General features: G+C 59.4%; 26 protein-coding genes. 14 read left to right on the forward strand and 12 right to left on the reverse strand.

Translation table 11 applies throughout. From position 1 onward, the window contains the following. Positions 1-90: 90 nt before the first annotated feature. Together VE934_RS09055 and VE934_RS09060 are read right to left on the reverse strand one after the other, a co-directional pair. On the reverse strand, positions 91-2,040 hold the full coding sequence (locus VE934_RS09055; RefSeq protein WP_324886576.1) for an MFS transporter: 1,950 nt from the start codon (positions 2,038-2,040) through the stop codon (positions 91-93). After that, the gene (locus tag VE934_RS09060; protein WP_324886578.1) at positions 2,037-2,876 is read right to left on the reverse strand and encodes a hypothetical protein; all 840 of its coding nucleotides are present in this window, start codon (positions 2,874-2,876) and stop codon (positions 2,037-2,039) included. The genes VE934_RS09055 and VE934_RS09060 overlap by 4 nt, the downstream gene beginning before the upstream one ends. Before the next feature lie 124 nt (positions 2,877-3,000). Here VE934_RS09060 and VE934_RS09065 point away from each other — a divergent pair, with 124 nt between their 5' ends. Continuing rightward, positions 3,001-3,732, forward strand: a complete 732-nt coding sequence (locus VE934_RS09065) for a helix-turn-helix transcriptional regulator (RefSeq protein WP_324886580.1) — start codon at positions 3,001-3,003, stop codon at positions 3,730-3,732. A 109-nt stretch (positions 3,733-3,841) separates the two neighbouring features. On the opposite strand, the gene VE934_RS09070 is transcribed toward VE934_RS09065, so the two are convergent. The 3 genes from VE934_RS09070 to VE934_RS09080 all read right to left on the reverse strand — a co-directional run bounded on the left by VE934_RS09070 (position 3,842) and on the right by VE934_RS09080 (position 6,393). Next, entirely contained in the window at positions 3,842-5,122 is a 1,281-nt protein-coding gene (locus tag VE934_RS09070) for an FIST signal transduction protein (RefSeq protein ID WP_324886582.1), read from the reverse strand. 156 nt (positions 5,123-5,278) lie between these two features. Continuing rightward, positions 5,279-6,139 (reverse strand): PhaM family polyhydroxyalkanoate granule multifunctional regulatory protein, encoded by an 861-nt coding sequence (locus tag VE934_RS09075; protein WP_324886584.1) that lies wholly within the window; start codon positions 6,137-6,139, stop codon positions 5,279-5,281. Between the two features lie 68 nt (positions 6,140-6,207). Beyond that, entirely contained in the window at positions 6,208-6,393 is a 186-nt protein-coding gene (locus tag VE934_RS09080; RefSeq protein WP_324886586.1) for a hypothetical protein, read from the reverse strand. A gap of 99 nt (positions 6,394-6,492) precedes the next feature. Between VE934_RS09080 and VE934_RS09085 the strand changes: the two genes are divergently transcribed. The 3 genes from VE934_RS09085 to VE934_RS09095 all read left to right on the forward strand — a co-directional run bounded on the left by VE934_RS09085 (position 6,493) and on the right by VE934_RS09095 (position 7,946). Further along, positions 6,493-6,867 (forward strand): hypothetical protein, encoded by a 375-nt coding sequence (locus VE934_RS09085; RefSeq protein WP_324886588.1) that lies wholly within the window; start codon positions 6,493-6,495, stop codon positions 6,865-6,867. Between the two features lie 63 nt (positions 6,868-6,930). Then, positions 6,931-7,344: a VOC family protein gene (locus VE934_RS09090; RefSeq protein WP_324886590.1), complete on the forward strand. Its 414-nt coding sequence runs from the start codon at positions 6,931-6,933 to the stop codon at positions 7,342-7,344. Continuing rightward, a complete protein-coding gene (locus VE934_RS09095) occupies positions 7,341-7,946 on the forward strand; it encodes a MarC family protein (protein ID WP_324886592.1) in 606 nt (201 codons plus the stop codon). The genes VE934_RS09090 and VE934_RS09095 overlap by 4 nt, the downstream gene beginning before the upstream one ends. A gap of 19 nt (positions 7,947-7,965) precedes the next feature. On the opposite strand, the gene VE934_RS09100 is transcribed toward VE934_RS09095, so the two are convergent. Next, positions 7,966-8,976, reverse strand: coding sequence for a fumarylacetoacetate hydrolase family protein (locus VE934_RS09100; protein WP_324886594.1), 1,011 nt, complete (start codon positions 8,974-8,976; stop codon positions 7,966-7,968). 160 nt (positions 8,977-9,136) lie between these two features. Between VE934_RS09100 and VE934_RS09105 the strand changes: the two genes are divergently transcribed. From VE934_RS09105 to VE934_RS09120, 4 genes are all read left to right on the forward strand, one after another. Then, positions 9,137-9,967 carry an IclR family transcriptional regulator gene (locus VE934_RS09105; protein ID WP_324886863.1) on the forward strand — a complete coding sequence of 277 codons (831 nt, stop codon included), beginning with the start codon at positions 9,137-9,139 and terminating at the stop codon, positions 9,965-9,967. Beyond that, the gene (locus VE934_RS09110) at positions 9,964-10,992 is read left to right on the forward strand and encodes a DUF3108 domain-containing protein (RefSeq protein ID WP_324886596.1); all 1,029 of its coding nucleotides are present in this window, start codon (positions 9,964-9,966) and stop codon (positions 10,990-10,992) included. The genes VE934_RS09105 and VE934_RS09110 overlap by 4 nt, the downstream gene beginning before the upstream one ends. Before the next feature lie 114 nt (positions 10,993-11,106). Next, the gene (locus tag VE934_RS09115) at positions 11,107-11,388 is read left to right on the forward strand and encodes a BTH_I0359 family protein (RefSeq protein WP_324886598.1); all 282 of its coding nucleotides are present in this window, start codon (positions 11,107-11,109) and stop codon (positions 11,386-11,388) included. 49 nt (positions 11,389-11,437) lie between these two features. Further along, positions 11,438-12,229, forward strand: coding sequence for a ChaN family lipoprotein (locus tag VE934_RS09120; RefSeq protein ID WP_324886600.1), 792 nt, complete (start codon positions 11,438-11,440; stop codon positions 12,227-12,229). An 18-nt stretch (positions 12,230-12,247) separates the two neighbouring features. Here the strand turns inward: VE934_RS09120 and VE934_RS09125 are convergent, their stop codons facing one another. Beyond that, positions 12,248-13,588, reverse strand: a complete 1,341-nt coding sequence (locus VE934_RS09125) for an aminotransferase class III-fold pyridoxal phosphate-dependent enzyme (protein ID WP_324886602.1) — start codon at positions 13,586-13,588, stop codon at positions 12,248-12,250. Positions 13,589-13,719: 131 nt separating this feature from the next. Between VE934_RS09125 and purU the strand changes: the two genes are divergently transcribed. Both purU and VE934_RS09135 read left to right on the forward strand, forming a co-directional pair. Continuing rightward, on the forward strand, positions 13,720-14,592 hold the full coding sequence (gene purU, locus VE934_RS09130; protein WP_324886604.1) for a formyltetrahydrofolate deformylase: 873 nt from the start codon (positions 13,720-13,722) through the stop codon (positions 14,590-14,592). Between the two features lie 76 nt (positions 14,593-14,668). Further along, on the forward strand, positions 14,669-15,541 hold the full coding sequence (locus VE934_RS09135; protein ID WP_324886606.1) for a LysR substrate-binding domain-containing protein: 873 nt from the start codon (positions 14,669-14,671) through the stop codon (positions 15,539-15,541). Positions 15,542-15,631: 90 nt separating this feature from the next. Here VE934_RS09135 and VE934_RS09140 read toward each other — a convergent pair whose 3' ends face one another. Both VE934_RS09140 and VE934_RS09145 read right to left on the reverse strand, forming a co-directional pair. Further along, a complete protein-coding gene (locus VE934_RS09140; RefSeq protein WP_324886608.1) occupies positions 15,632-16,495 on the reverse strand; it encodes an RNA polymerase sigma factor in 864 nt (287 codons plus the stop codon). Then, a complete protein-coding gene (locus tag VE934_RS09145; RefSeq protein WP_324886610.1) occupies positions 16,492-17,235 on the reverse strand; it encodes a hypothetical protein in 744 nt (247 codons plus the stop codon). Before VE934_RS09145 ends, VE934_RS09140 begins: the two co-directional genes overlap by 4 nt. A gap of 282 nt (positions 17,236-17,517) precedes the next feature. Here VE934_RS09145 and VE934_RS09150 point away from each other — a divergent pair, with 282 nt between their 5' ends. Further along, complete coding sequence (locus tag VE934_RS09150) at positions 17,518-19,011, forward strand: FAD-linked oxidase C-terminal domain-containing protein (RefSeq protein WP_324886612.1); 1,494 nt, start codon at positions 17,518-17,520, stop codon at positions 19,009-19,011. 35 nt (positions 19,012-19,046) lie between these two features. After that, positions 19,047-20,054 carry an asparaginase gene (locus VE934_RS09155; RefSeq protein ID WP_324886614.1) on the forward strand — a complete coding sequence of 336 codons (1,008 nt, stop codon included), beginning with the start codon at positions 19,047-19,049 and terminating at the stop codon, positions 20,052-20,054. Between the two features lie 25 nt (positions 20,055-20,079). On the opposite strand, the gene VE934_RS09160 is transcribed toward VE934_RS09155, so the two are convergent. Next, positions 20,080-20,625, reverse strand: coding sequence for a polymer-forming cytoskeletal protein (locus tag VE934_RS09160; RefSeq protein WP_324886616.1), 546 nt, complete (start codon positions 20,623-20,625; stop codon positions 20,080-20,082). A 159-nt stretch (positions 20,626-20,784) separates the two neighbouring features. Here VE934_RS09160 and VE934_RS09165 point away from each other — a divergent pair, with 159 nt between their 5' ends. Next, on the forward strand, positions 20,785-21,096 hold the full coding sequence (locus tag VE934_RS09165; protein WP_324886618.1) for a hypothetical protein: 312 nt from the start codon (positions 20,785-20,787) through the stop codon (positions 21,094-21,096). Between the two features lie 50 nt (positions 21,097-21,146). Next, positions 21,147-21,584, forward strand: a complete 438-nt coding sequence (locus VE934_RS09170; protein WP_324886620.1) for a hypothetical protein — start codon at positions 21,147-21,149, stop codon at positions 21,582-21,584. Positions 21,585-21,621: 37 nt separating this feature from the next. On the opposite strand, the gene VE934_RS09175 is transcribed toward VE934_RS09170, so the two are convergent. After that, entirely contained in the window at positions 21,622-22,461 is an 840-nt protein-coding gene (locus VE934_RS09175) for a hypothetical protein (protein WP_324886622.1), read from the reverse strand. A gap of 17 nt (positions 22,462-22,478) precedes the next feature. After that, positions 22,479-23,309, reverse strand: a complete 831-nt coding sequence (locus VE934_RS09180; protein ID WP_324886624.1) for a YaiO family outer membrane beta-barrel protein — start codon at positions 23,307-23,309, stop codon at positions 22,479-22,481. Positions 23,310-23,384 lie beyond the last annotated feature (75 nt).

Genomic DNA, 23,384 nt, shown 5'->3' on the forward strand with positions numbered 1-23,384 from the left:
CACCTAATGTGCGCCGTCACCTCCAAATTTCGCTGCAAATTTGGATACAGTCACCGCTAATTTGCTTGTGAGTATCAAATAGAGATACTTTTAGACCTTTGTCAGCGCCGCGACCCGGGCCTGCAAAGCCTCCGGCTGCACCTGCGCCGGCATAATGGCAGCACCTGCATTCAAGCCGACGCGGCTGAACAGCCCACGCCGGAAAGGCCGGACCATCGCATTGCCGCGCTCTACGCGGCTGAAGAAGGAGCCCCACAGATTGGTCAGCGCCATGGGCACCACGGGCACCGTAAGACCATCGCGCTCGGCGTTTTCGAGGATCTTCATGATCCCGCCCTTGAACGGCTGCAAGGTGCCGTCTTTGGTGATGCCGCCCTCCGGGAAGATCGCCAGCAAATCGCCGTCGCGCAGCACCTTGGCTGCCGCCTCAAAAGCTGCTTCATAGGCAACAGGGTCTTCGGCGCGCGGTGCGATCGGTATGGCCTTGGCCAGCCGGAAAAGCCAGCCCAGTACCGGCATTTTGAAAATGCGGTGGTCCATCACGAAATAGATGGGGCGCGGGCTTGCGGCCATGAGCAGCACAGGATCTACAAAACTCACGTGGTTGCAGGTGAGCACGGCCGCGCCCTGGGTGGGGATGTTGTCATCGCCCGAGACTTTGAAGCGGTAGATACAACGCGAGGCCACAAACGCGATAAAACGCAGCAGGTATTCCGGCACCAGCATGAAGATATAAAAAGCCACCACCGCATTGGCCAGCCCGACGAAGAGAAAAATCTGCGGAATGGTGAAGTCGGCTTTGAGCATGGCGCCGGCCAGAATCGCGCTGACGATCATGAACAGGGCGTTGAGAATGTTGTTGGCCGCAATGATGCGGGCGCGATGCGTGGCCTGGCTACGCAGCTGGATCAGGGCGTACATGGGCACGCTGTAGAGGCCCGCAAACAGGCTGAGCAGTGCCAGATCCAGCATCACGCGCCAGTGCGCCGGCTGCGCCATGAAAGCCGTCAGCCCCATCACCGGCATGGCGGGCAAACCGCGCGATGCAAAGTAAAGGTCAATCGCGAAGACGCTCATGCCAATCGCGCCCAGCGGCACCAGGCCAATCTCGACATGACGCTTGCTCAGCACCTCACACAGGAGAGACCCGGTAGCGATACCGATGGAAAAAACCACCAGCAGCAAAGACGCCACCTGCTCGTTGCCATGCATCACCTCCTTGGCAAAACTGGGAAACTGGCTCAGAAAAACAGCGCCGAAAAACCACATCCAGCTGATGCCCAGCATGGAGCGAAACACCACGATGTTGCCGTGGGCCAGCTTGAGGTTGCGCCAGGTCTCCGTCACCGGATTCCAGTTGATTTTCAGGTCAGGATCTGTTGCGGGGGCGAGTGGAATAAATTGCGCCACCGCCCGGCCCGCCACGGCCACCAGTACACACGAAATGGCCACATACAGCGGTCCATTACCGGGTATGGCCACAATCAGTCCACCCACAATGTTGCCCAGCAAGATGGCCACGAAGGTCCCCATCTCCACCATGCCATTGCCGCCGGTCAATTCACGCTCATTCAGTGCCTGCGGCAGATAGGCAAACTTGACCGGCCCAAACAGCGTGGAGTGAAGCCCCATCAGGAAGGTGCAAGCCAGCAGGATCGGCACCTGGACGTTGACATCGGTAGCCAGAAATCCCACTGCCGCAACGGCCATGATCACCACTTCGAGATTCTTGACAAAACGGATGACACTGGTTTTTTCAAACTTGTCGGTCAGCTGGCCGCTGGTAGCCGAGAACAGCAAAAAAGGCAGGATGAACAAAGCGCCAATAACCAGACCCGCCAGCGCGGGTGGCAACCAGCTCACGCTGAGCTGGTAGGTCACCATCACGGTAAAGGCAAACTTGAAAAGGTTGTCGTTTGCCGCGCCTGAAAACTGGGTCCAGAAAAACGGCGCGAAACGGCGCTGCTTCAGGAGTGCAAACTGATTCGGGTGCTCGTGCACTGCCGGCGCGCTCGCCGCCGGGGTTGAAACAACACTCATGCCTGACTCCTCTTTGCTGTGGTTATGTGGCCAGCTCTGGTGGCTGCTCGGTTGGCCAAACCGCCCCTGAACGGTGATGCGGATTCTGCCCTGTTTTTACCCACGTCCAGAATCGCAGCAATGACCGGCACGGCAGCAAAACTTGCGATCACATGTTTGATGCTGTGCCCCGACACCAGTTGCGCGCTCAACGCATACACGGCTTCGTCTGTCTGCTCGAAAAGTTTTGCAATGGCGTAAATCACAATGACCCAACCCCAACGAACGGCCAGTGCACCGGGTACCGGTTTCACGCAAGCCAGCCACAACACCAGCGCCATGCCGCCAAACTGAAGCGCCGCCCAGGCGAGCACGTTACCTGAGGCGAACCAGACCGCCACACTTAGCGGACCCAGCACCAGCACTGCAAGACCCAGCACCATGCCGGCCCGCGAGCTGATACGGTCTGCTGCAGCCAGGCCCAACAGCCCGGCAAAAGCCAGAACCATCCCCAGCCGGTCTATCGCCAGCCCTGCATCATCAGCTTGCCAGTGGTACCAGGAGGATGCCCCCGCAGTGACCAGCAGACCTACAAAGAACAATGCGGCCATGGCCTTTTGTGCGACAGAAACGTCACGCTTTTTCCAGACCAGACATGCCAGTCCGAGCACGCCCCACAACGCAAAAGGCAGGTTGCTCAACACATCCATGGTGCAGGCAATCCCCCACCAGGAACGCTGATCAGCAAATCCATGCAAATGCCCCGGCTGTGCCACGAACGGTCCAAAGATCGCAGCGGCCAGCAAAGCCAGCACAACACCCAACAGCACACCCTCGTTTTTTTCCAGTTCGAACATCACGACAAGCCCTTTCAATGAATGGACGTGAGTCTGGCGTTGCGGCGGCAGATTCCAGGCATCAATCGATACAAGTCAAGAAAAGGGGACCAAAAGTATCGATAATCAATACCAAGGAGTCGTTATGAGTACAAGCGCTGATCTGGTCGTCGCCCTGAAAAAAGAACTCAAATCTGCGCAGATGACCTACGCAGACCTTGCCCTGGCACTCGGCATGGCTGAGTCCAGCGTCAAGCGCATGCTGGCCAAGGGCGACATGCCACTGTCGCGCGTCGATGCAATTTGCCGCGCATTGAAGCTGGACTTTGCAGACCTGGCAAGACACGTGGCTGATACCCAGCCCCTGCTGGCCGAGCTGACCGAAGCCCAGGAAAAAGCCGTGGTCGCCGATAAAAAGTTGTTGCTCACCGCGATTTGTGTGTTGTCGCAATGGACGCTGGAGCAAATCACCGGCAGTTACCGCCTGACGGAAGCCGAGTGCATCAAATACCTGGTTCAGTTGGACCGCATCGGCATCATTGAGCTCAAAGCCCTGAACCGGTACCGGCTCAAACTGGCCAAAACATTCCGCTGGCGACCGCACGGCGCAGTCATGGACTATTTTCGTGACAACGCCTTGCTCGATTATTTTTCGGGCGGCTTTAACGGTGGCGGCGAAGGGCTGCTGCTGGTCCATGGCTCCATCAGCCGCACCCTGGCGCCTTCGTTTCTTGAGCGCATGCAGCGCGTGGCACAAGACTTTGCACAACAGCATCAGGCGGACCAGAAACTGGGCGAGAAAGACCGCGAGGGCTACACCTTGCTGTTGGCCATGCGCAGTTGGGAATTCGAGGCCTTCGCCGCGCTGCGCCGCTAACCCCATCCAGCAGGGGGCCGCAGATCTGGCTCCGCCAGTCTGCAGGCGCCGACCCCTGCAAGGGGGGAGGCCGCTACACGTAGTGAGCGGCAACAGGGGTGTTCAACATTTACTCCGCCACGGTAAACACGGTGAGTACGCCGGTATAGCCATAGAGGTGATGCCGTGCAATCTCACCGCCTGCAAAAAAACCAACCAGTGGCACATCACCCAAAGCGCGCCGCACAATCTGCAGCTCCGCGCTCGGTGCACCGAAGTGTGGCCCGCCGCGACCGGAACAACTCACATAAATCGCACCTGCAATACGCCGAGCTGGATGCGGCGCTGAATCAACGTCCGAGCCGCTCAAGGCATTCGCCACTTCAGGCGTGACTTCTTCGGGCTCCAGCTCTTCACGGATTTCAGCGCACACACGAATGAGGTCTGCACGCGCAGCCTGTGCGTTACGCTCACAAAAAGCCAGCTTCAAGCCGACATGCGGCATATCGGCAATGGCCACACCCTTGCGGGCCGGGTCCAGCCCGATGATGTGGCGCACCACCACGTCGGAGCCAAACTGTCCGGGATGCTGTACGCGTCCGTCCTGCAGCCCGCCATCGGCGCTGCGCAAGCCAACCAGTGTGGTGCGTACTTTCTCCAGCGCATCGCGCGGTTGGTCCAATGACACGTCCAGGTCAGCCAGCATGACATCGAGCGCGCTCTGTCCGTCCAGCCCCGTGACCACGTTGCCGTCACAGGCGGTGATCTCGTGCTCAACTGATATCGGCTGACAGCCCTGCGTCACGCGCGACATCAGCCCCGCCCCCTGCGCAAACGCCACACCGCTTAAACCGCCGCTAAAGACACCGCTGGCGGCGCCCTGCCCTTTGACATTGCCGTTGCCGCTGAGCGCAAACTGGACCGAGGTGCTGCGACTCGACGCCAGCCCACCGAACACATAACCACTGCCAGTGCGCTGCGCCATTTCGTCGATCAACTCGGCCACGTCGGGCGTGGCGGCATCGGCATGCACCAGCGCTGTGTGTGCCTTGAAATGGGTGGCACTGGCAGGCGGCAAGGGTGAGACACCAGAAAACACGCGGAACTGGTCACTGGGCAACTCGCAGAGCATCACGGCCAGCGCGGGCTCGTCGAAATATTCAACGTTATTGGACGCAATGCCCACGCCGACTGTGCCTGCCCAGTCGGTGATTTCAGGCAGTTCGGCGCCGACATAGTCGAGGATGTCCTGCGCCTGACCGGCGTAGTGGTCAGTGATGTACAACAGACCCAGGGTGGGCGCGCTGGCGTAAGCGGGCAGGGCCATGTGGGCACGTAACTGCGCCAGCACCAGACCGGCAGCCATCTGCCACTGCGGGTGGGTGGCGTGGCCGTAGGGGAAAAGTTTCATGGTGAGTTTGTGTGGTCAGTTGAAAGGCGTGTCTTCGCTGCTCGCGCTGTCTGGACAATCCTATCCTGCGTGCGGCCCTTCTGCGGGATGGTGCCAGACTGGGTGAGCAGCCGCGCGCCTTTGGCCCGCGCGCTGCAGCAAAACCTGCAGCTTGAATCAGCGCGCGGTTTTTCGGGCTGTTTTCCGGGCTGCGGGTTTTGACTTCGCGGGTGCCCGGGGTGCGGCTGCGGGTGCAGCCGATGTAGCTGGTGTAGGCCAAGCCTGGGAGCTTCGCAAAGCGGTGTTCATTGCAGAACGGGCGCCTTGCGCAACAGTACGGCCGGCCGAGCCCGCCATGCCGCGCGCCATGTCTTTGGCCATGCCGGTGGCGCTTTTCACAGCGTCTTTGGCCAGACCTGCCGCCATGTTTTTCGTGGTGCTGATCGCTGCCTTTTTAGCCGCATCCTGCATGGCTGTGGTGGCAATGTTTTGAAACTGTTGTGTCAACGCGCCCCACCACTGCATGGGGTCCACAACCCCCGGCGCAGGTTCTGCGGCTTTGGTCGACTTGCTTGTCTTGGGTGGCGATTTTTTTCTGGCCCCTGGCTTGCCAGCTTCATAGCTGGTGGGCGGAATTTCCAGCCCCTGGAAAGACTGGGCCTTCTCGGCGGCCTTCTGAATGCCACCAGCGACGGTGTCGGCAACCTTGAGCTTGAACGCGTTGGCGACATCACCCATATTGAAATTCATGCCCTTGAGCGTGGCCAAAGTCATCTTCTGGACCTCAAGTGCCTGAATGGTAGCCTTCAGCGCCATGGCATTCTGATCCAGCCAGAACTGCACCGTTTTGAGCTCTTCGATGCGCTTGTCCAGCTCTTCCACATTAAGCGTGGGCGCAACCCAGTTTCCGAGGTTTGGCAATTGCGGGATTTTTTGCGTGGCGCTACCGGCGGCCTGCTTGGCCAGATTCTGCAAAAAGTCAAAACCGGGAACCAGTTTGCCAAACCCGGCAAATGAAGGGTTGTCTGCGTCGCTCATGGTGTCTCCCGATGATGTGAATAAAGGTTGGGGGCTATAGCCTCATTGTGCAGGGTCGCGCCGGGACGTCAACCCGGTTTTGCCAATGAGCCTTTATGCGGCCCAAAAGGAACCAGTTGTTGTCCAGGCCCCGATTTTTGACGGCTTACTGGCGAAATGGCCAACTCCTCCCTTAAAAGCGGCAACAAATTGCTACTGTTTTTATAGCTGTTGGCTTGAGCTTGATCAACCGGGACCACGGCGTCATCGCTCATGATGAAGTTGACGCGAGGCTCTTCATTTGCAGGCCAGAAGGGCCGAGCAGGCACATTCCGCCTGAGCCCCTTTCTTCATCTTTTTCTACAGAGGATTTCATGAGCACTTTTCACGCCGTTGTCTGGATCGACCAGTCTGAAGCCCACGTGCTGATGTTTGACCGCGAACACATCGAGGCCCAACGCATCAAGTCGCGCACGCACCACAAACACCAGGGCAAAGCCGAAGACAGCGCCGCTTTTTTTGCCGACGTGGCCCGGGCACTGACCGGCAGCCACGAAGTGTTGCTGACCGGCCCAGGCCTTGCGCGCAACCACTTCCGCGACTGGTGCGCCAGCCACCTGCCGGTGGTGGCCGATAGCGTGGTGGACTCGGTGGCCAGCGACCACCCGAGCGATGGCCAACTGGTCGCCATGGCGCGCCAGTATTTCAAAAAGTTTGACAACATGGCGGCCAATCCTTCGACGGTCTGAAGCCGCGGATTCTTCGGGCCGGGCGCAAAGCCTGGCACTTGACAGGCTGCTATCCTTGCCCGGATGCGCAGCCTGTTTCATTTGGCCTTTAATGTCACCGATCTGGATGAGGCACGCCGCTTTTACGGCAACGTGCTTGGTTGCACCGAGGGGCGTAGTACCGACACCTGGGTGGACTTTGACTTTATGGGGCACCAGCTCTCCCTGCATCTGGGCGAACCTTTCAAGACCGAGCGGACCGGCCGTGTGGGCGACACCCTGGTGCCCATGCCGCATTTCGGCCTGATATTGGCCCTGCCGGACTGGCAGGCCATGGCACAGCGGCTGCAAGCTGCCAACACAGATTTTCTGCTCGCTCCGCAACTGCGGTTTGCAGGCCAGCCCGGCGAGCAATGGACCATGTTTTTTTGCGACCCGTTTGGCAACCCGCTGGAGATCAAGGGCTTCCGCGATCTGCAAGCGATTTACGCAGCATGACCTACACCTTTGTCACCGCAACCATTTTGTTGCTGCTGATTACAGACCCGATCGGCAACATTCCTGTGTTTGTCAATGCGCTGCGCGGTGTGGCGCCAGAGCGGCGCATGAAGGTCATCCTGCGTGAGGTGCTGATTGCCTTTCTGATCTTGCTGACCTTCATGTTTATAGGCGATGCGTTTTTGCGACTGATGAACCTGAGCGATCTGTCGCTGCAGATTGCTGGCGCAGTTATCCTGTTTTTGATTGCGCTGCGCATGATCTTTCCAGGTGGCCACGCTGCGGCCGAGCCCTTGGTGGGCGAACCGCTGATCGTGCCACTGGCCATACCAGCGCTGGCCGGCCCATCGGCCATTGCCACCGTCATGTTGCTGGTGTCCCAGGCGCCCACGCGGCGGCTCGAGTGGGTTGCGGCCCTCAGCGTGACCATGGTGGTCTGCGCTGTGGTGCTGGTGTTGTCAGAGCGGCTTCAGCGCGTGGCGGGCGACCGTGTGATGATGGCCTTTGAGCGCCTGATGGGTCTGATTCTGGTCGCCATCTCCATTGAAATGCTGCTGCGCGGCATCAAGCTGTTTATTGCGCAGGTGGACGCGGGAACGTAGCCCTTTGCGTTTTGGCGTTCTAGCGTTTAAGTGGCGCAATCTTCTGATCAATCGCGCCGAACACCAACTCGCCATCCTTGCCCTTCATTTCAATACGAATGGTATCGCCGTATTTCATGAACGCGGTTGACGGCTTGCCATCCTGAATGGTTTCAATTGCACGTTTTTCAGCGATGCAGCTGTAGCCTTTGGGCCAGTCGGTCTTGCCATTGGCATCGACCCCTTTGTTGCTGACCGTGCCAGAACCGATGACCGAACCGGCGCGCACATTGCGGGTCTTGCAGACGTGGGCAATCAACTGGCCGAAATGAAAGGTCATTTCGGGCCCGGCATCACACATGCCCACCTTGCGGCCATTCCACGTGCTTTGCAAGGTCAGGTTGACCCGGCCCTTGTCCCACGCGTCGCCCAGCTCGTCCAGCGTGACGGCGACAGGGCTAAAAGCCGTGGCGGGTTTGCTCTGGAAAAAGCCGAAGCCTTTGGCCAACTCATCGGGAATCAGATTGCGCAGACTGACATCGTTGACCAGCATCACCAGTCGAATGCCTTCGAGTGCCTGCTCAGGCGTGCTGGACATGGGCACATCACCCGTAATCACGGCCACTTCGGCTTCAAAATCGATACCGTACTCTTCGCTGGGGCAGATCACGTCATCGCAGGGGCCGATGAAGTCGTCGCTGCCACCCTGGTACATCAGCGGGTCTTTGTAAAAGCTCTCGGGCACTTCCGATTGACGCGCCTTGCGCACCAGCTCCACATGGTTGATGTAAGCCGAGCCGTCTGCCCACTGGTAGGCGCGCGGCAGCGGTGCCATGCACTGCACCGGGTCAAAAGGGAAAGCGTGGCGGGCTTTGCCGTTGTTCAGGGTTTCGTACAGATCCTGCAATTGAGGCGACAGGAAGTTCCAGTCGTCCAGCACCTGCTGCAATTTGCTGGCAATGCCGGTCGCATAATGAGCCGTCGTCAGGTCGCGTGAGACCACAACCAACTGGCCATCGCGCGAGCCGTCTTTATAAGTGGCGAGCTTCATCCGTTTCCTCTTTTATTTTGCGTCTGGTTCCGCCCATCGTGCGTCAATCGCGCGGGACAGAGTTACGATAAGTGAAATTAGTTTACCTAAAAGTAATTTTTAATTTTAAGCCGAATCCATGAAAGAGCGCAAAACTTCTGCTCCCAAAACCTTGAAGGCCCTGCCCGCCCAGCGGGCAGGTATCCAGTCTGTGGAAGTCGGCTTCAGTTTGCTGGAGGTGCTGGCCGCGTCGCCGGGCCCGCTCATGCTACGCGATCTGGCTGCCACAGCGGGGATGAGCGCCGCCAAGGCACATCGTTACCTGGTCAGCTTTCAGCGTCTTCAACTGGTGACCCAGGACGCTGGCAGCACCCGTTATGACCTGGGCCCCGCCGCCCTGAAGCTCGGCCTGGCTTCGCTCTCGCGGCTGGACAGCGTCAAGCTGGCCCGCCAGCGCATGGGCCCTCTGATGGAGCAGATTGGCCAGACACTGGCGCTGGCCGTTTGGGGCAACCAGGGGCCAACCATCGTGCACTGGGAGGAATCTTCACAGGCAATCACCGTCAACCTGCGCCTGGGCGATGTCATGCCCTTGCTGACCTCGGCCACGGGCTTATGTTTTTCGGCATTCATGGCGCAAAAGTCTGGCCGCACCGACAAGAGTTCAAACAACAGCAACCCGTCGAACAACCCCTTACCGCCGCTCCTCAAAGATGAGCTGGCCCGCATGCAAAAACTCGCGCGCAAGGATGTGCCCAAAACCATGGCAGAGGTATCAGCCGTGCTGGAGGACGTTCGGCGCCGCGGCATGGCCCGTGTGGTGGACACCTTGCTGCCCGGCGTGGCCGGTTTTTGCGCGCCGGTTTTTGACAGCGATGGTCACCTGGTGCTGGGCATGGTTTCGCTGGGCTCACTTGCCACGTTTGACCCCGCATGGGACGGCGCCGTGGCCAGGCCGCTGGCAAATGCCGCCCGCCAGCTCAGCAGCGACCTGGGCTACGCATCCGCATGAACTCGGCGCCGCCCATGCGCCCGCTGCTGTTGCTGACGGCAGCGGTGCTGCTGGCCCATGTGTTGCTGTTGCAGGCGGCGCCCATGCAATGGAGCCAGCACATCAAACCCGATGCCATCCAGACGCGCCCTTTCATTACCCGAACCATCGAGATCAAACCACCCGCAGTGGTGGCGGCAGCGCCCGCGCCTCCAACGGTGGCGCCAGCCCGCACTTCACGACCAAACAAGCCACCCGCCCTTGCTCCACGGTCGCCAACAGCTCCTGAATTGATAGCAAATTCGACACCTGTTGCAGATCAGGCTGAGACTACCGTTGCGGCCACTCCGCCCCCGGTGCTTGCCCCCGCCGAAGTGACGCCACCGCCGCCTGCAGCGGCCGTGGCACTTTCCATTCCCGGCTCTGCACGCCTGGTTTACGCCATGACCGGTCGCTCGAAGAATCTGAATTACACCGCGCGCGCCGAACTGGAGTGGCTGCATGACGGGGCAAACTACAACGCAAAGATCGTTGTCAGCGCCCTGTTTTTGGGCTCGCGCACCATGACCAGCAGTGGCCGAATCAACGAAGACGGTCTGGCCCCCACACGTTTTTCTGACAAATCCCGCGGAGAGCGTGCTGCGCACTTTGAGGCAGACAAAGGAAAAATATCTTTTAGCGCCAACACGCCGGACGCGCCCTGGCTGCGCGGTGCGCAGGACCGCGTCAGCGTCTTCCTGCAACTGGGCAGCATGCTCGCCGGCGACCCCGGCAAATACCCGGTTGGCAGTACCGTGTCCCTGTACACGGCAGGGCCGCGCGAGGCGGCCACCTGGACGTTTAATGTGGAAGCGGAAGAAACCCTCAATTTGCCCGTCGGTGAAGTGAGTACCCTGAAGCTCACCCGCAAACCGCAAGGTGACTACGATCAGACTCTGGAGATATGGTTTGCACCGTCTGTGTCATGGTTACCGGTGCGCAACCGAATTACCCAGCACAACGGCGACTACGTTGACCAGCAGCTGCGCGCAGCAGAAAAACCATGAATTTTTCCGTGTTGAGCCGCAATTCGGTGATTTTTTTGGCATTCCTCGGATTTACCCTGTGGGCCTTGAACTTGGCCCACTCGTTGTTATCTGATGAGTAAGGACCAAACATCTATGCAAATGCTCTACGACTCCGAATCTTTTGTGGTGGTGCAGATCCATGCCAATGCGCTTGAGGACTCTGCACCTGTGCCAACCCAGCCCCAGCTGGCTCGCCACGGCTTTGAAATTGTCGACAAACGCTCAGGCAAAGAGGTGTATCTGGACGGCTCGTGGGCCGAGATGTTTCAGGAGCGTGTGACCGCCTGGCAAAAAAACATCCCCACACAGGAAGAAATTGAAGATACCCTTGAAGGATATGCCGAACTGGCGCACACCCCTGTCTCGCTTCACTGAGCTGCCCATCAGGCTACTGGCTCGCGGGAGCTGTGCAACCCTTCTTGTCATGCTGGCTGCCTGCGCCAGCGTGCCGGAGCCCCGGCTCTTTCCGCATGCGCCTACCGATGTAACCGCACGCACCGACGCCTTGCTGCCCACCGACGTTTTGATGCTCGGCGAGCAGCATGACGCGGACGAACACCAACACATTCATCGACAGGTGATCGAGCACCTGGCCGTCAAGGGACAGCTGGGAGCGGTAGCCATCGAGATGGCCGATGCCGGACGCAGCACCGCCTCGCTTAAATCCAACAGCACGCAGCTTCAGGTACAGGATGCGCTGGGCTGGAACAACAAAGCCTGGCCCTGGCTCGCTTATGGGCCCGCCATCATGGCTGCCGTCAAAGCAGGCGTGCCGGTGATGGGCGCCAACCTGCCGACAGCGCAGATGCGAGACACGATGGCAGACATCCGGCTGGATCAGCGCCTGGCTGGACCAGCACTGAAAGCACAACAACAGCTGATACGCACGGGCCACTGCGGCCTGCTGCCCGAGAGTCAGATTTCACCGATGACACGCATCCAGATTGCCCGCGACATCAGCATGGCGCGCACCATTGAACAAGCCATGCTGCCGGGCAAAGTGGTTGTGCTGCTGGCCGGTAGCGGCCATGTGGACCGGCTGTTGGGCGTACCGCAGCATCTGCCCCAGGGAACAAAAATCAAAACCGTGCAACTGCGGGCAGGGCCTGCGCGCAACGCTGGCGATACAAGCTCCTTTGATACGGAGTGGGAAACACCCGCCCTGGCCGAGCGGGACTACTGCAAGGACGTGCTACCCAAGCCCGCGCCGAAGTAGCGCAGGCTTGCCGCGGCGTCAGGCATTTTTTCGGATCGAATCTGCAACCACATTGACGATGCGGTCAATATGCTCTCGCTCCACGATGTAGGGTGGGCAGATCACGATGTTGTCTGCAGCGGGCCGCACCAGCACGCCGTGTTTGAAGCAATCCATGAAGATGTCGTAAGCGCGTTTGCCCGGCGCACCTGCCAGTGGCGCAAGCTCCACCGCACCGGCCAGACCCAGACTGCGAATGCCAATCACATTGGGCAGGCCCTTGAAGCTGCCGTGCATCGCATCGCCCAGAACCTTGCCCATCTGGCCGGCACGTTCAAACAGGTTTTCCTCTTTGAACAAATTCAGGGTGGCGATGGCCGCCGCACACGCGACCGGGTGGCCTGAATAGGTGTAGCCGTGAAAAAACTCGACTGCATGATCGGGACTGTTGGCGTTGGCCTCCATCATGGTGTTGTAGATGCGATCGGTACACACCACCCCGCCCAGCGGAATCACGCCGTTGGTGACGCACTTGGCGAAGTTCAGCATGTCTGGAACCACGCCGTAGTAGTCCGCCCCGAAGTTAACGCCCAAACGGCCAAAGCCGGTGATCACTTCGTCAAAGATCAGCAGGATGCCGTGTTTGTCGCAAATCTCGCGCAGCCGCTTGAGATAACCCTTGGGGGGCAGATACCAGCCCGCACTACCGGAGACCGGCTCCACAATCACCGCGGCAATATTGCTCGGGTCGTGCAGCGGCAAAATGCGCTGCTCCAGCTCCAGCAGGATGTCTTCTTTCCACTCAGGCTCGGCCCCGTTGATGTAGGCGTGGTTGACCGGGTCGTGGATAAAACGCATGTGGTCCACACGCGGCAACAAGGCCGATCCGTAAACCTTGCGGTTGGCCGGAATGCCGCCCACACTCATGCCGCCAAACCCCACGCCGTGGTAGCCCTTCTCGCGGCCAATAAAGACGTTGCGATGCCCCTCGCCGCGTGCGCGGTGGTAAGCCAGCGCTACTTTCAAGGAAGTGTCTGCCGCCTCGGAGCCAGAGTTGCAAAACAGCACCTGGTTCAAATCGCCCGGCGCCATGGCGGCAATCATGTCCGCAGCTTTGAAGGCCTGGTCATTGCTGGCCTGAAAGGCGGTCGCATAGTCAAGCGTGTCCAGCTGCTTTTTAATGGCCTCATTAATCGGCTTGCGGTTGTGCCCGGCACCTACGCACCACAGACTGGAGATGCCGTCCAGCACCTGCTTGCCGTCGTGGGTGGTGAAAAACATGCCGTCGGCCGCTACAAACACTCGGGGGTCTTTCTTGAAGCTGCGGTTGGGCGTGAAGGGCAACCACTGGTGGTCCATGTTGAAGTCTTGATAAGCCATTGAATAGTCTCCTGCTTTTGAAGTGAGCGGCAGCCAAGTTTGGCAGCGTCTGATGCATTCTGGCACTCCGGGCAAACAATCTGCAGGGCGCGCGCACCGCAACGCGCGGCACCTGCGACAATTCATCCCCCATGAGCCCTACTTATATCCTCACCCTGTCCTGCCCAGACCGGCCCGGAATTGTTCACGCAGTCTCTGGCTTTCTATTCGAGCGCGGCGGCAACATCCTGGAAGCCGCCCAGTTCAGCGACGACAAACGGGACGATACCGACGCCGATGCGACTGGCCTGTTTTTCATGCGGGTGAGTTTTTCATGTGCGCAATTTGGCTTTGAGGCCCTGAAAGAAGAAGTCAGCGTGCTGGGCATGCTGTTTGACATGCGCTGGAGTCTGCACCAGGCGACGCAGCCCATGCGCACCGTCATCATGGTGAGCAAGGAAGGCCATTGCCTGAATGACCTGCTGTTCCGCTGGAAGTCCGGCCTGCTGCCTTTGGACATCCGCGCTGTGGTCTCCAACCACAAGGACTTTGCGCAACTGGCCGCCAGCTACAAGGTGCCTTTTCACCACATTCGCGTCACCGCTGAGACCAAAGCGGCTGCCGAAAAACAGCAGTACGACATCATTCAGTCCGAAGGCGCCGAGCTGGTGGTTTTGGCGCGCTACATGCAAATTCTGAGCGATGAGCTGTGCCACAAGCTGGCTGGCCGCGCCATCAACATCCACCACTCTTTTCTGCCCAGCTTCAAGGGCGCTCGCCCCTACGATCAGGCGCACGCGCGCGGTGTCAAGCTGATAGGCGCGACGGCCCACTATGTCACCGCGGAGCTGGATGAGGGTCCGATCATCGAGCAGGATGTTGCCCGGGCCGATCACAGCAAAACCGTGCAGGCCCTGACTGCCATGGGCCGCGACACCGAAAGCCAGGTTCTCGCCAGGGCTGTGCTGTGGCACAGCGAGCATCGTGTGCTGCTCAACGGGCACAAAACGGTGATCTTCAAATGATCTGCCATCCGTCCGGGCTGAGCCTGTCGAAGCCGGGACATGCCCTTCGACAAGCTCAGGGCGAACGGAAATAAGAATGACCGCGTCCCGCATCCCGCCCATTCAATGCCTGTTGACTTTCGAAGCCTTGGCACGACTGCGCAGCGTGACGCAGACGGCGGATGAACTCAATGTGACCCCCAGCGCAGTCAGCCACCGCGTCAAGCAGCTGGAGCAAATCATTGGCACCAAACTGTTTGGTCGGTCTGATTTTTCTTTGACCACCGAGGGCAGCGAGTACTTGGCCCATGTGCGCGAAGGGCTGGCCATCCTTGAGCGCTTTCCCGGAACCGACAACCCACAGGGCAAACGCAAACTGCGAGTGGCGGTGACCCCCACTTTTTCGCGCTCGGTCCTGATGCCTCGGCTGCGCGGATTTCTGGATGCCTATCCGGAGATTGACCTCACCTTGCAGGTCTCCATCCCTCTGCTCGACGTGGTGGCTGAAGACGCCGATCTGATGATCCGTTTTGGCACCGGTCGTTATGCGGACGTTGAGCACAGCTGCCTGATGACGGACGAAGTCACGCCGCTGGCCTCGCCCGCTTTTATCCGCGCCAACGGGCCTTTTGACAGCATTGAGGAGCTGCTGGCAGCCAAGCTGATCAAAAGCCCCCTGGAGCCCTGGCGCACCTGGTTCCTGGCTCACGGCGTTGACGCGGGCGAGCCCGGAGAAGGCTCCTCTTTTAATGACATTGGCCTGATGTGCGACGCCGCAGCTCAAGGCCTGGGAATTGCGCTGGTGCGACTCAAACTGGGCGCACCCTGGCTGGACAACGGCACGCTGGAGCGCATTTCTGATCGCAACGTGCCCAGCCCGCATGCGCACTACTTGTGCTGGCGCACCGGCATGATGGACCGCTGGGAATGCGCGGCCTTTGCGGAGTGGCTGAAAAAGTCACTTTCGTAACGCCCCGCAGTTTTTTGAGCACGTTTTGGGCACTTCGCCCTTTAGCCATGCGCGCAATTAGCTATGATTTTCATAGCTAATTGCTACATGTCAATTGAGACGATCCTGGTTGACCTGCCCGTAGGACACCAGCACCGCGCGAATACCAGCCGCCAGGGCCGAAGGCGCCTGGTAATCCGGGTGGCTGCGCATCACTTCTGCGATGTCGCCCAACGCCATGACCTCGTCCAGCGCCTGGCTTGCAGCCTCACGTTCCGCACGCTCCAGGCTCATGGTCAGACCCGGGCGCACGCCACCCGCTGCGCTGTGCAAAGTTACGGCATGCACCTGCTTTTCGCAGCGGCAGGATGCTTGCGCGTTGACCATGCCGCACACGCTGCTTGAGACGCCCTGCAGCGCCTGGCGCGCGCGTGACAGTCGCTTGCGGTACGCGGCCGCGCCAATGCCCAGTACCTCGGCCGCCTGAGCCGAAGGCAAGCCAAACGCGACGTCGAGCACATAGGCAAGCCGGTGCTCGCGGTCCAGGCGCATCAGCATGCCCTGGGTGCAGGCAACGGCCATCTCGCGTGAGGAGGCTTTCTCTTCTGGCGTGAGCACACGATCCTGCCAGGTGGAATGCCCCAGCTCCAGTCCCGCGCGCAGGTGCTCGCCCAGGTTTTCAAGCGATACCTCGGGCGGCTCCCGGCTGCGCGTGGAAGCCGACAGCAAATGGTTGCGCGCTACTTGGTAGACCCAGGTGTTGAACGCCGCTTCGCCACGGAAAGTTGCAAGGTGGGTGGTGACCTTGAGCAGGATTTCCTGCGTAGCGTCGCGGGCATCCTCGCGGTTGCCCAGCATGCGGACCGCCAGATTAAACACGCCCGGCTGAATGCCGTGCAGCAAAGCGTCAAGCGCTTCGATGTCGCCGTTTTTGGCGCGTTGAATCAGCGTCGTGGGAAGGACAGGAATTTTCATGGGTGGGCAGTAGCGGGCTTCGCTGCAGCAAGCCGATTCTCCACCAGCACGCTGGGGGTGAGGATAGGCGTGTCGAACCACGCCATGGCAGGCTCGGCGCCGTAGGTCTGACGGGCGCGCTGTCGCCAGGCGGCGCTGAACCACTGCTCGGCACTGGCCTTGTCCTTCCAAAGATAGATGCCACCAAAACGACCGTCAGCGTCGATGACGAAATGTTTGACCAGCAAGCCCGGCACCTTTTGATAGGTCGGCACGGCGGCGCGGAATTCTTCCGCCAGACGCTGCCGCGTGACGCCCGCCTGCGCGGGCAGCAGGACAAGAGTCGCGACAGTGGAACTGTCAGAACTGCCCAGCGCGGCGGGCGCCTGGTTGGAGACAGTGACTGGTGCCTCAAAATAGGTCACCTGGCCAGCAACGCCACGCTCTTTTTGAACGCGCTCGAACCACGCCGCGCTAAACCAGGCCTCTGCTGTGGCGCGGCCCTGCCAGTGGTAAATGCCGCCAAACTGGCGGCCCTCCTGCGTGAGCGAATACATTTTGAAAGCCAGGCCGGGTAGCTTTTCGTACTGCTGCACGGTTGCCCGCATCTTGCTGACGATCAGGGCAGGCGGCGCATACCAGGGCATGGGCACGTTAACGAGGGTGACCACAGGCGTTGGCGCCGGCTCTGGAGCGGTCTGCGCGGATACGGCTTGCGCAGTGGCAAGCAGGGCAAATGTCACGGGGGCAATGATTTTCATTTTGGAGCCTTGGGTTAGGCAGACAGCACGGGCCTGCCTTCCTTTAGACAGCCAGGCGAACACATTTGTGACCGAAACCCTTTTCTGATGATGAAAATGGGCTGCAGCCCATGTTGCACGGGCGCTAACAGCTATCAAAATAATAGCGTAATAAATTTCAGTTTCCCTGGAAAAAAAGATCCATCCGGGCGCGGCCGTACCGCCTACAGTGGAGCCAGTGCACCACCCGGGCGGGCAAAGCCGGGCGTAGGGTGCAACAACACGCAATTGAAGGATTCGCATATGAACGCACCCGTTGCCGCCGATGTCCTGGACCGGGCGGAGCGCCAGGCCCAAGTCACACGCGCCCTGTCGGCCGTGCTGCCGGCCCATGCCTTGCTCTGGACCAGCGAAGACACCACCCCCTACGAATGTGACGGCCTGACGGCCTACCGCCAGCGTCCGCTGGTGGTGGCGCTGCCAGAAACCTATGACCAGGTGCAGGCTGTGCTGCGCACCTGCCACGCGCTGGACGTGCCCGTCGTGGCGCGCGGTGCGGGCACCGGCCTGTCCGGCGGCGCTATGCCGCACAAGTTGGGCGTCACGCTCTCGCTGGCCAAGTTCAACAAGATTTTGAAGGTGGATGCCGCCAGCCGTACGGCCGTGGTTCAGGGTGGCGTGCGTAATCTGGCCATCAGCGAAGCCGCGGCGCCGCTCGGCTTGTACTACGCACCCGACCCATCCAGCCAGATCGCCTGCACCATAGGCGGCAACGTCGCCGAAAACTCCGGCGGCGTGCATTGCCTTAAATACGGGCTGACCCTGCACAATGTGCTCAAGGTCAAAGGTTTCACCGTTGAAGGCGAAGAGGTCGAGTTTGGCAGCGAAGCTCTGGATTGCCCCGGCTACGACCTGCTCTCGGTGGTGGTCGGCAGCGAGGGGATGCTGGCGGTCACGACGGAAGTCACTGTGAAGCTGGTACCCAAACCCATCCTCGCGCGCTGCATCATGGCCAGCTTTGACGACCTGCGCAAAGCGGGTGACGCGGTGGCAGCGGTGATAGCCGCGGGCATCATTCCAGCTGGGCTGGAGATGATGGACAAACCGATGACCGCAGCGGTTGAGGATTTTGTGCACGCAGGTTATGACCTCAGCGCTGAGGCGATCTTGCTGTGCGAAAGCGACGGCACGCCTGAAGAAGTGGAAGAAGAAATTGGCCGCATGAGCGAGGTGCTGAGGCGCTGCGGTGCCACCGCCATTGCAGTGAGCCAGAACGAAGCCGAGCGCCTGAAGTTCTGGAGCGGCCGCAAAAATGCCTTTCCGGCCTCAGGCCGTATCAGCCCTGACTACATGTGTATGGACTCCACCATTCCGCGCAAACGCCTGGCCGACATCTTGCTGGCGATTCAGGAAATGGAGAAAAAATACGGCCTGCGCTGCGCCAATGTGTTTCACGCCGGCGATGGCAACCTCCACCCCCTGATCATGTTTGATGCAAACGATGCCGACCAGCTGCATCGCTGCGAGCTGTTTGGCGCCGACATTCTGGAAACCAGCGTGGCCATGGGCGGCACGGTCACCGGCGAACATGGTGTGGGCGTTGAAAAACTCAACTCCATGTGTGTGCAGTTTTCTGCCACTGAAAACGAACAGATGTTCGGCGTCAAGCGCGCGTTTGACCCCAAAGGCCTGCTCAACCCGGGCAAGGTGATACCAACATTGCAGCGTTGCGCCGAGTACGGAAAAATGCTGGTGCGCGGCGGGCAAATCAAACACCCGGACTTGCCGCGTTTTTAGGGCGGCGTCCCACCAACGTGGGCACAATGACAGGCATGACACTTGTGCCCTTGATTGAACAAACCCGTGGCTCTACCCTGGAGTGCCAGCATTTCGGCTCGATTGCCGTGGTCAATACCCGTGGCACCCTGCTTGCCCACGCCGGCGATGCGCATTGGCTGACCTTTTCGCGCTCAACACTCAAGGCGTTTCAGGCCCTGCCCTTTGTCGCATCGGGCGGGCCGCAGAACTTTGGATTTTCACAGCAGCAGATTGCGCTGCTTTGCGCCAGTCACAACGGAGAAGACTTTCACGTCGAACAGGTGCAAGACATGCTCGACAAAACCGGGCTGACACGCAAAAGTCTGCGGTGCGGCTGCCATGCACCTATTTTTACGGAGCTGGGCATTACGACTGCCAGCACCGGACCCTATGACGAACGGCACAACAACTGCAGTGGCAAGCATGCAGGTTTTTTGGCCTATTGCGTTCAGCACGGTTTGCCTTTGGAGAGCTACCTTGATCCGCAACACCCATTGCAGACAGCAATTGTTCGCGACGTGGCCCGCGTTGCGCAGCTTCCGGAGCGCGCACTGCAGATGGGGATTGACGGTTGCTCCGCGCCCAACTACGCCATGCCTCTGGCAAACCTCGCCCTGAGCTACGCGAGACTGGCCAGCGGGAAAGCCGATCCCGAGTTTGGCGAAAGCTTTTTCCAGCTGGGCGAAGCCATAACCGGGCACCCTGAAATGGGCTCCGGTACAGGACGCAATGATCTGGCTTTCATGCGCGCCGGCCGTGGCGACTGGGTGAGCAAGATCGGGGCAGACGGCGTGCAGGTGCTGGGGAGCAAAAGCCGGGGCGAAGCGATCGCCATCAAAATCATCGATGGAAACAAAGTCGCGCTCCATGCCGCCACGGTCGAAGTGCTGGACCAGCTCGGATGGCTTGACGACGCACAGCGCGAAGAGTTGCGGCCCTGGCGAGCCGAAGCCATCATTAACGCCAACGGGGTGCAGGTTGGATCACGCAAGGCCGCGTTTCGCCTGCAGGCCTCTGGCTAGGACCGCAGACTGAAAGAACGCTGGATCAGGCGGCCTGCAATCCCTGCTTGCCCACCAGTGCGGCTTTTGGCGTGCCCACAGCCCCAAACAGGATTTCACCTGCAAGTTGCCCGCCTTCTTCGATCACCAATTTGCCGTAGCGAATTTTTCCGGTGACTTTGCCCGTTGCATAAATCACCAGCTTCTGGCGCACGGTGAGGTTGCCATCAAACTCCCCATGAATTTCAGCAATGTCGATTTCGGCAGAGCCCTTGAACGCACCACGCTCGGAAATCTGGATGACGCGCGAGTCCATCGTGGCCTCAACCAGACCTTCCACAACCAGGGTGTCGCAATCGGTAATCTCCACGCCCTTAAGTTTGATGTTCGGACCCACCGTCAGCTTGCTGCCGCCCTCGCGAGGGGCGCTGCCGTTTGATGCACTGGAAGTCGCTGCGGGCGCCGCCGCGGATTGCGTACTGTTGTTGCTCGACACCGGGCCGTTGGCATAGGGATTGGGGTTGGGGCTACCCTGACGGAGAGGTGTTGGCTCATTGTCGCGCTTGCCAAAGAACGGTGATTGCATTGCCATGTTGATTCCTTCAAAAAAGAACCGATGGTACGAACACGTCTTTTAAAAGTCGCCACCAGCAATGCAAGTTTAGTAACGAAAAGAATTCACGAGTCCCGCCAGATCAGGCCCTCGCGCTACAAAATAGATTGCACAGTCGGATGCCATAGACTTGTAGCCATGCCTTACACCGTCAGGATTTTCAGTGCTGAAGATATATCGGATGCAGAACGCGCTGCGGCAGCGCGGCGTTTTTCCGTGGCACTCGATGACGCTCTGGGCGCTGCAGATCTGGTAGCACCGGTGTACCACGCATATCTCCGCCTGTTGCAGATGTACGGCGAGCAGGCAAGGCCCTGGGATCTCACACCATCCGAGCAGGTTGTGGCGGATCAATGGGAAGCTGCGGAGAAAGCCGCGCTGGAGGCCGCGTTTGGCACGGATCGTTACATGGACGATGCGCAATACGAACTGCGGTTTCAAACCCCATGAGGGTTTTTCCCCTTATGGCGATAATGACGCAAATCATTTGAGAGGGCGTCGTGGATTTCGCATTGCTTGTTCTGTTGTTGCTGGCAATGCTGGGCGCCGTCGTTTTTTACGTCTACCGGCGCCGGGGCCCCGCGCCTCCGGCTGTGGCCGCGCCTGTGCCGCAGGCCGAGCCTGAAGACAGTGCCTATCGGGTCAGCTACATTCCACCGGAGTTTCAGTGGAGCGGCACAACCACCGGTGCGTTGCCGATCAAAATTTTGACCTACAAGCAGTACGAGTGCCTGGAAGACGCACGTTACGGTTTTCGTATCGTCGGCGTGCCGACGGCGGAGCGAAAACTACCTCAACCGTACAAAACCCGCGCCCATGGCCAGAAAACAGTGGCTTCCCTCATGAAACACGGTTTTCTGGATGAGGACGGAACGGGCGGCTATGTCATCAACGACCACGGCCTGAATGCGCTTGAGGTTTGCAGCGTTCGCTACTGAGGAAAAAAAAAGGCCGGAAAACCGGCCTTTTGCTAGATTAGATTGTTGCGTCTTCGGGCGCCGAACTCACCGCCCAGGAATACAGCGCCACAAACACCAGCGCGTCGAACACCGCGCCGAAGCAGATGTAAAGCAGAGGCATGAACAGCACCGACAGGTGCTGCATGATGAAGGCCTGCACCAGGACCTGGTGGGGCACCATGATCACGAAAAAGGCCAGGATCAGAATGGTGTGAAAAACCTTCAGCACCAGCGACTGGTTCAGGATGTAGTAACCCACCGCCAGCATGACCGGCGTGGACAACATCACGACATAGCCGATGGTCATCAGCTCTTCGCTGTGACGGGCAATCGTGTACGGAAAGTCCGACGGCGAAAACCAGAAATACGCCAGCGTGAAAAGCTGCACCACTGCGGCAATTCGCAGGGGGTACTTCAGCGGTAGCTTGGCGTTATTCATGCGGAAGGTCAGCGCAAGGATAATCAGCGTGATAACGGTCGTCACGATGACGTTAAAGGTGCTCGGCATGGCTCCCGACTCGGCGTTGCCTGACAGGCGCAGCGCATATTGCCCCGCCTGGTTCAGACGTGTCGAAAGGCCAAATGGCAAGTCGAGAGCCCTGGACCAAAAAAGGATGCACTCACGCCAGAATTCAAGAAGCTGCGGCTTGAACGTCAAGAGCAGCCCGCAAAAGATAAGCGGCAAAACAATCCCCTGAATCAGCAGCCAGGGTGTTACCTTCAAAGGCGAGATGGAGCGGTGTGGCCGGACCTTTACATCACGATCCCGCAACTGTCTGGCGGCGGTAAACGAGGTGTTGAAAGCCTGGTCGTGTTCACGAACCTGCTCGGAGATAGGGTGGGTTGTTGCGTTCATGGCGGGTGAGTCAACGATTAAAAGTCATGAAAAATGCCAACGGTGAAGCCCGTGCGGCGATACGAAGGGTTGCTGTAGCGGTTTGCACCCACCATCACGCCGGTCTGGCTGTTCAACCAGTGGCGCCAGGCAATGCTGGCTTCGCGGCTTTTGAAGTTGACGAGTTGCGTGTTGGCAGCGATGGCAAGATAACCCTCTTCGCCCCAGCCATAACGCGCGGTGACAAGATTCTGCTTGGCGCGGCCGTAGGTCACCGCTACAAATTGCTGCTGGGTATCGACCGAACCGGGGTTGCTGCGGTTGAAGCGGACCCCGCCTTCCAAAATCCAGGGCTGGTCAAAGTAGTAAGCCACGCCGAGCGACAAACTCCGGTCCGAATAGACGTCAGGTGCCTTGTAATAACCCACACCCACCGAACCCACAAGGTTTCGGTTGGGAAGGAACTTGCGATACACGGTCGCATCCATCCGGTACTTCGGCAGATAAAAAGCCCCATCACCCGCTCCAACGGCGAGCGATCCATACCAGTCTTCATTAAATGTGTAGGTGTCGCTCACGCCCACATAAACACCATCCTTGTTAAACCGGCGGTGCCCCGACAGCTCCCCCTGAAACAGATGTTTGCCGGCGCCGTATGCACCCTTGAGCGTCACATCACCCCAGTTGCCCAAATTGTTGCTCAGGCTTTGCGTGCCAGCGCTGAGCTCGAGGCTGCGTATTTCGTCTTGCGCCGGTTGCACCGGTGGTGCGGGAATCAGGGCGCCCTGTGTGGGAGCTGATGACTGGGCCCAAACGGGGCTCGCGGCGACCAATGCGGCGCCCAAAATAAATGAAATGTTTTTCAACATGATTCCCTCTAAAAAATTATCAACAAACTGACCTAAACGAGAACTTCCTCAACCTCATTCGTGCGCTTACGCACA

It is taken from the genome of Polaromonas sp., assembly GCF_035638815.1.
GTDB lineage: Bacteria > Pseudomonadota > Gammaproteobacteria > Burkholderiales > Burkholderiaceae_C > Polaromonas.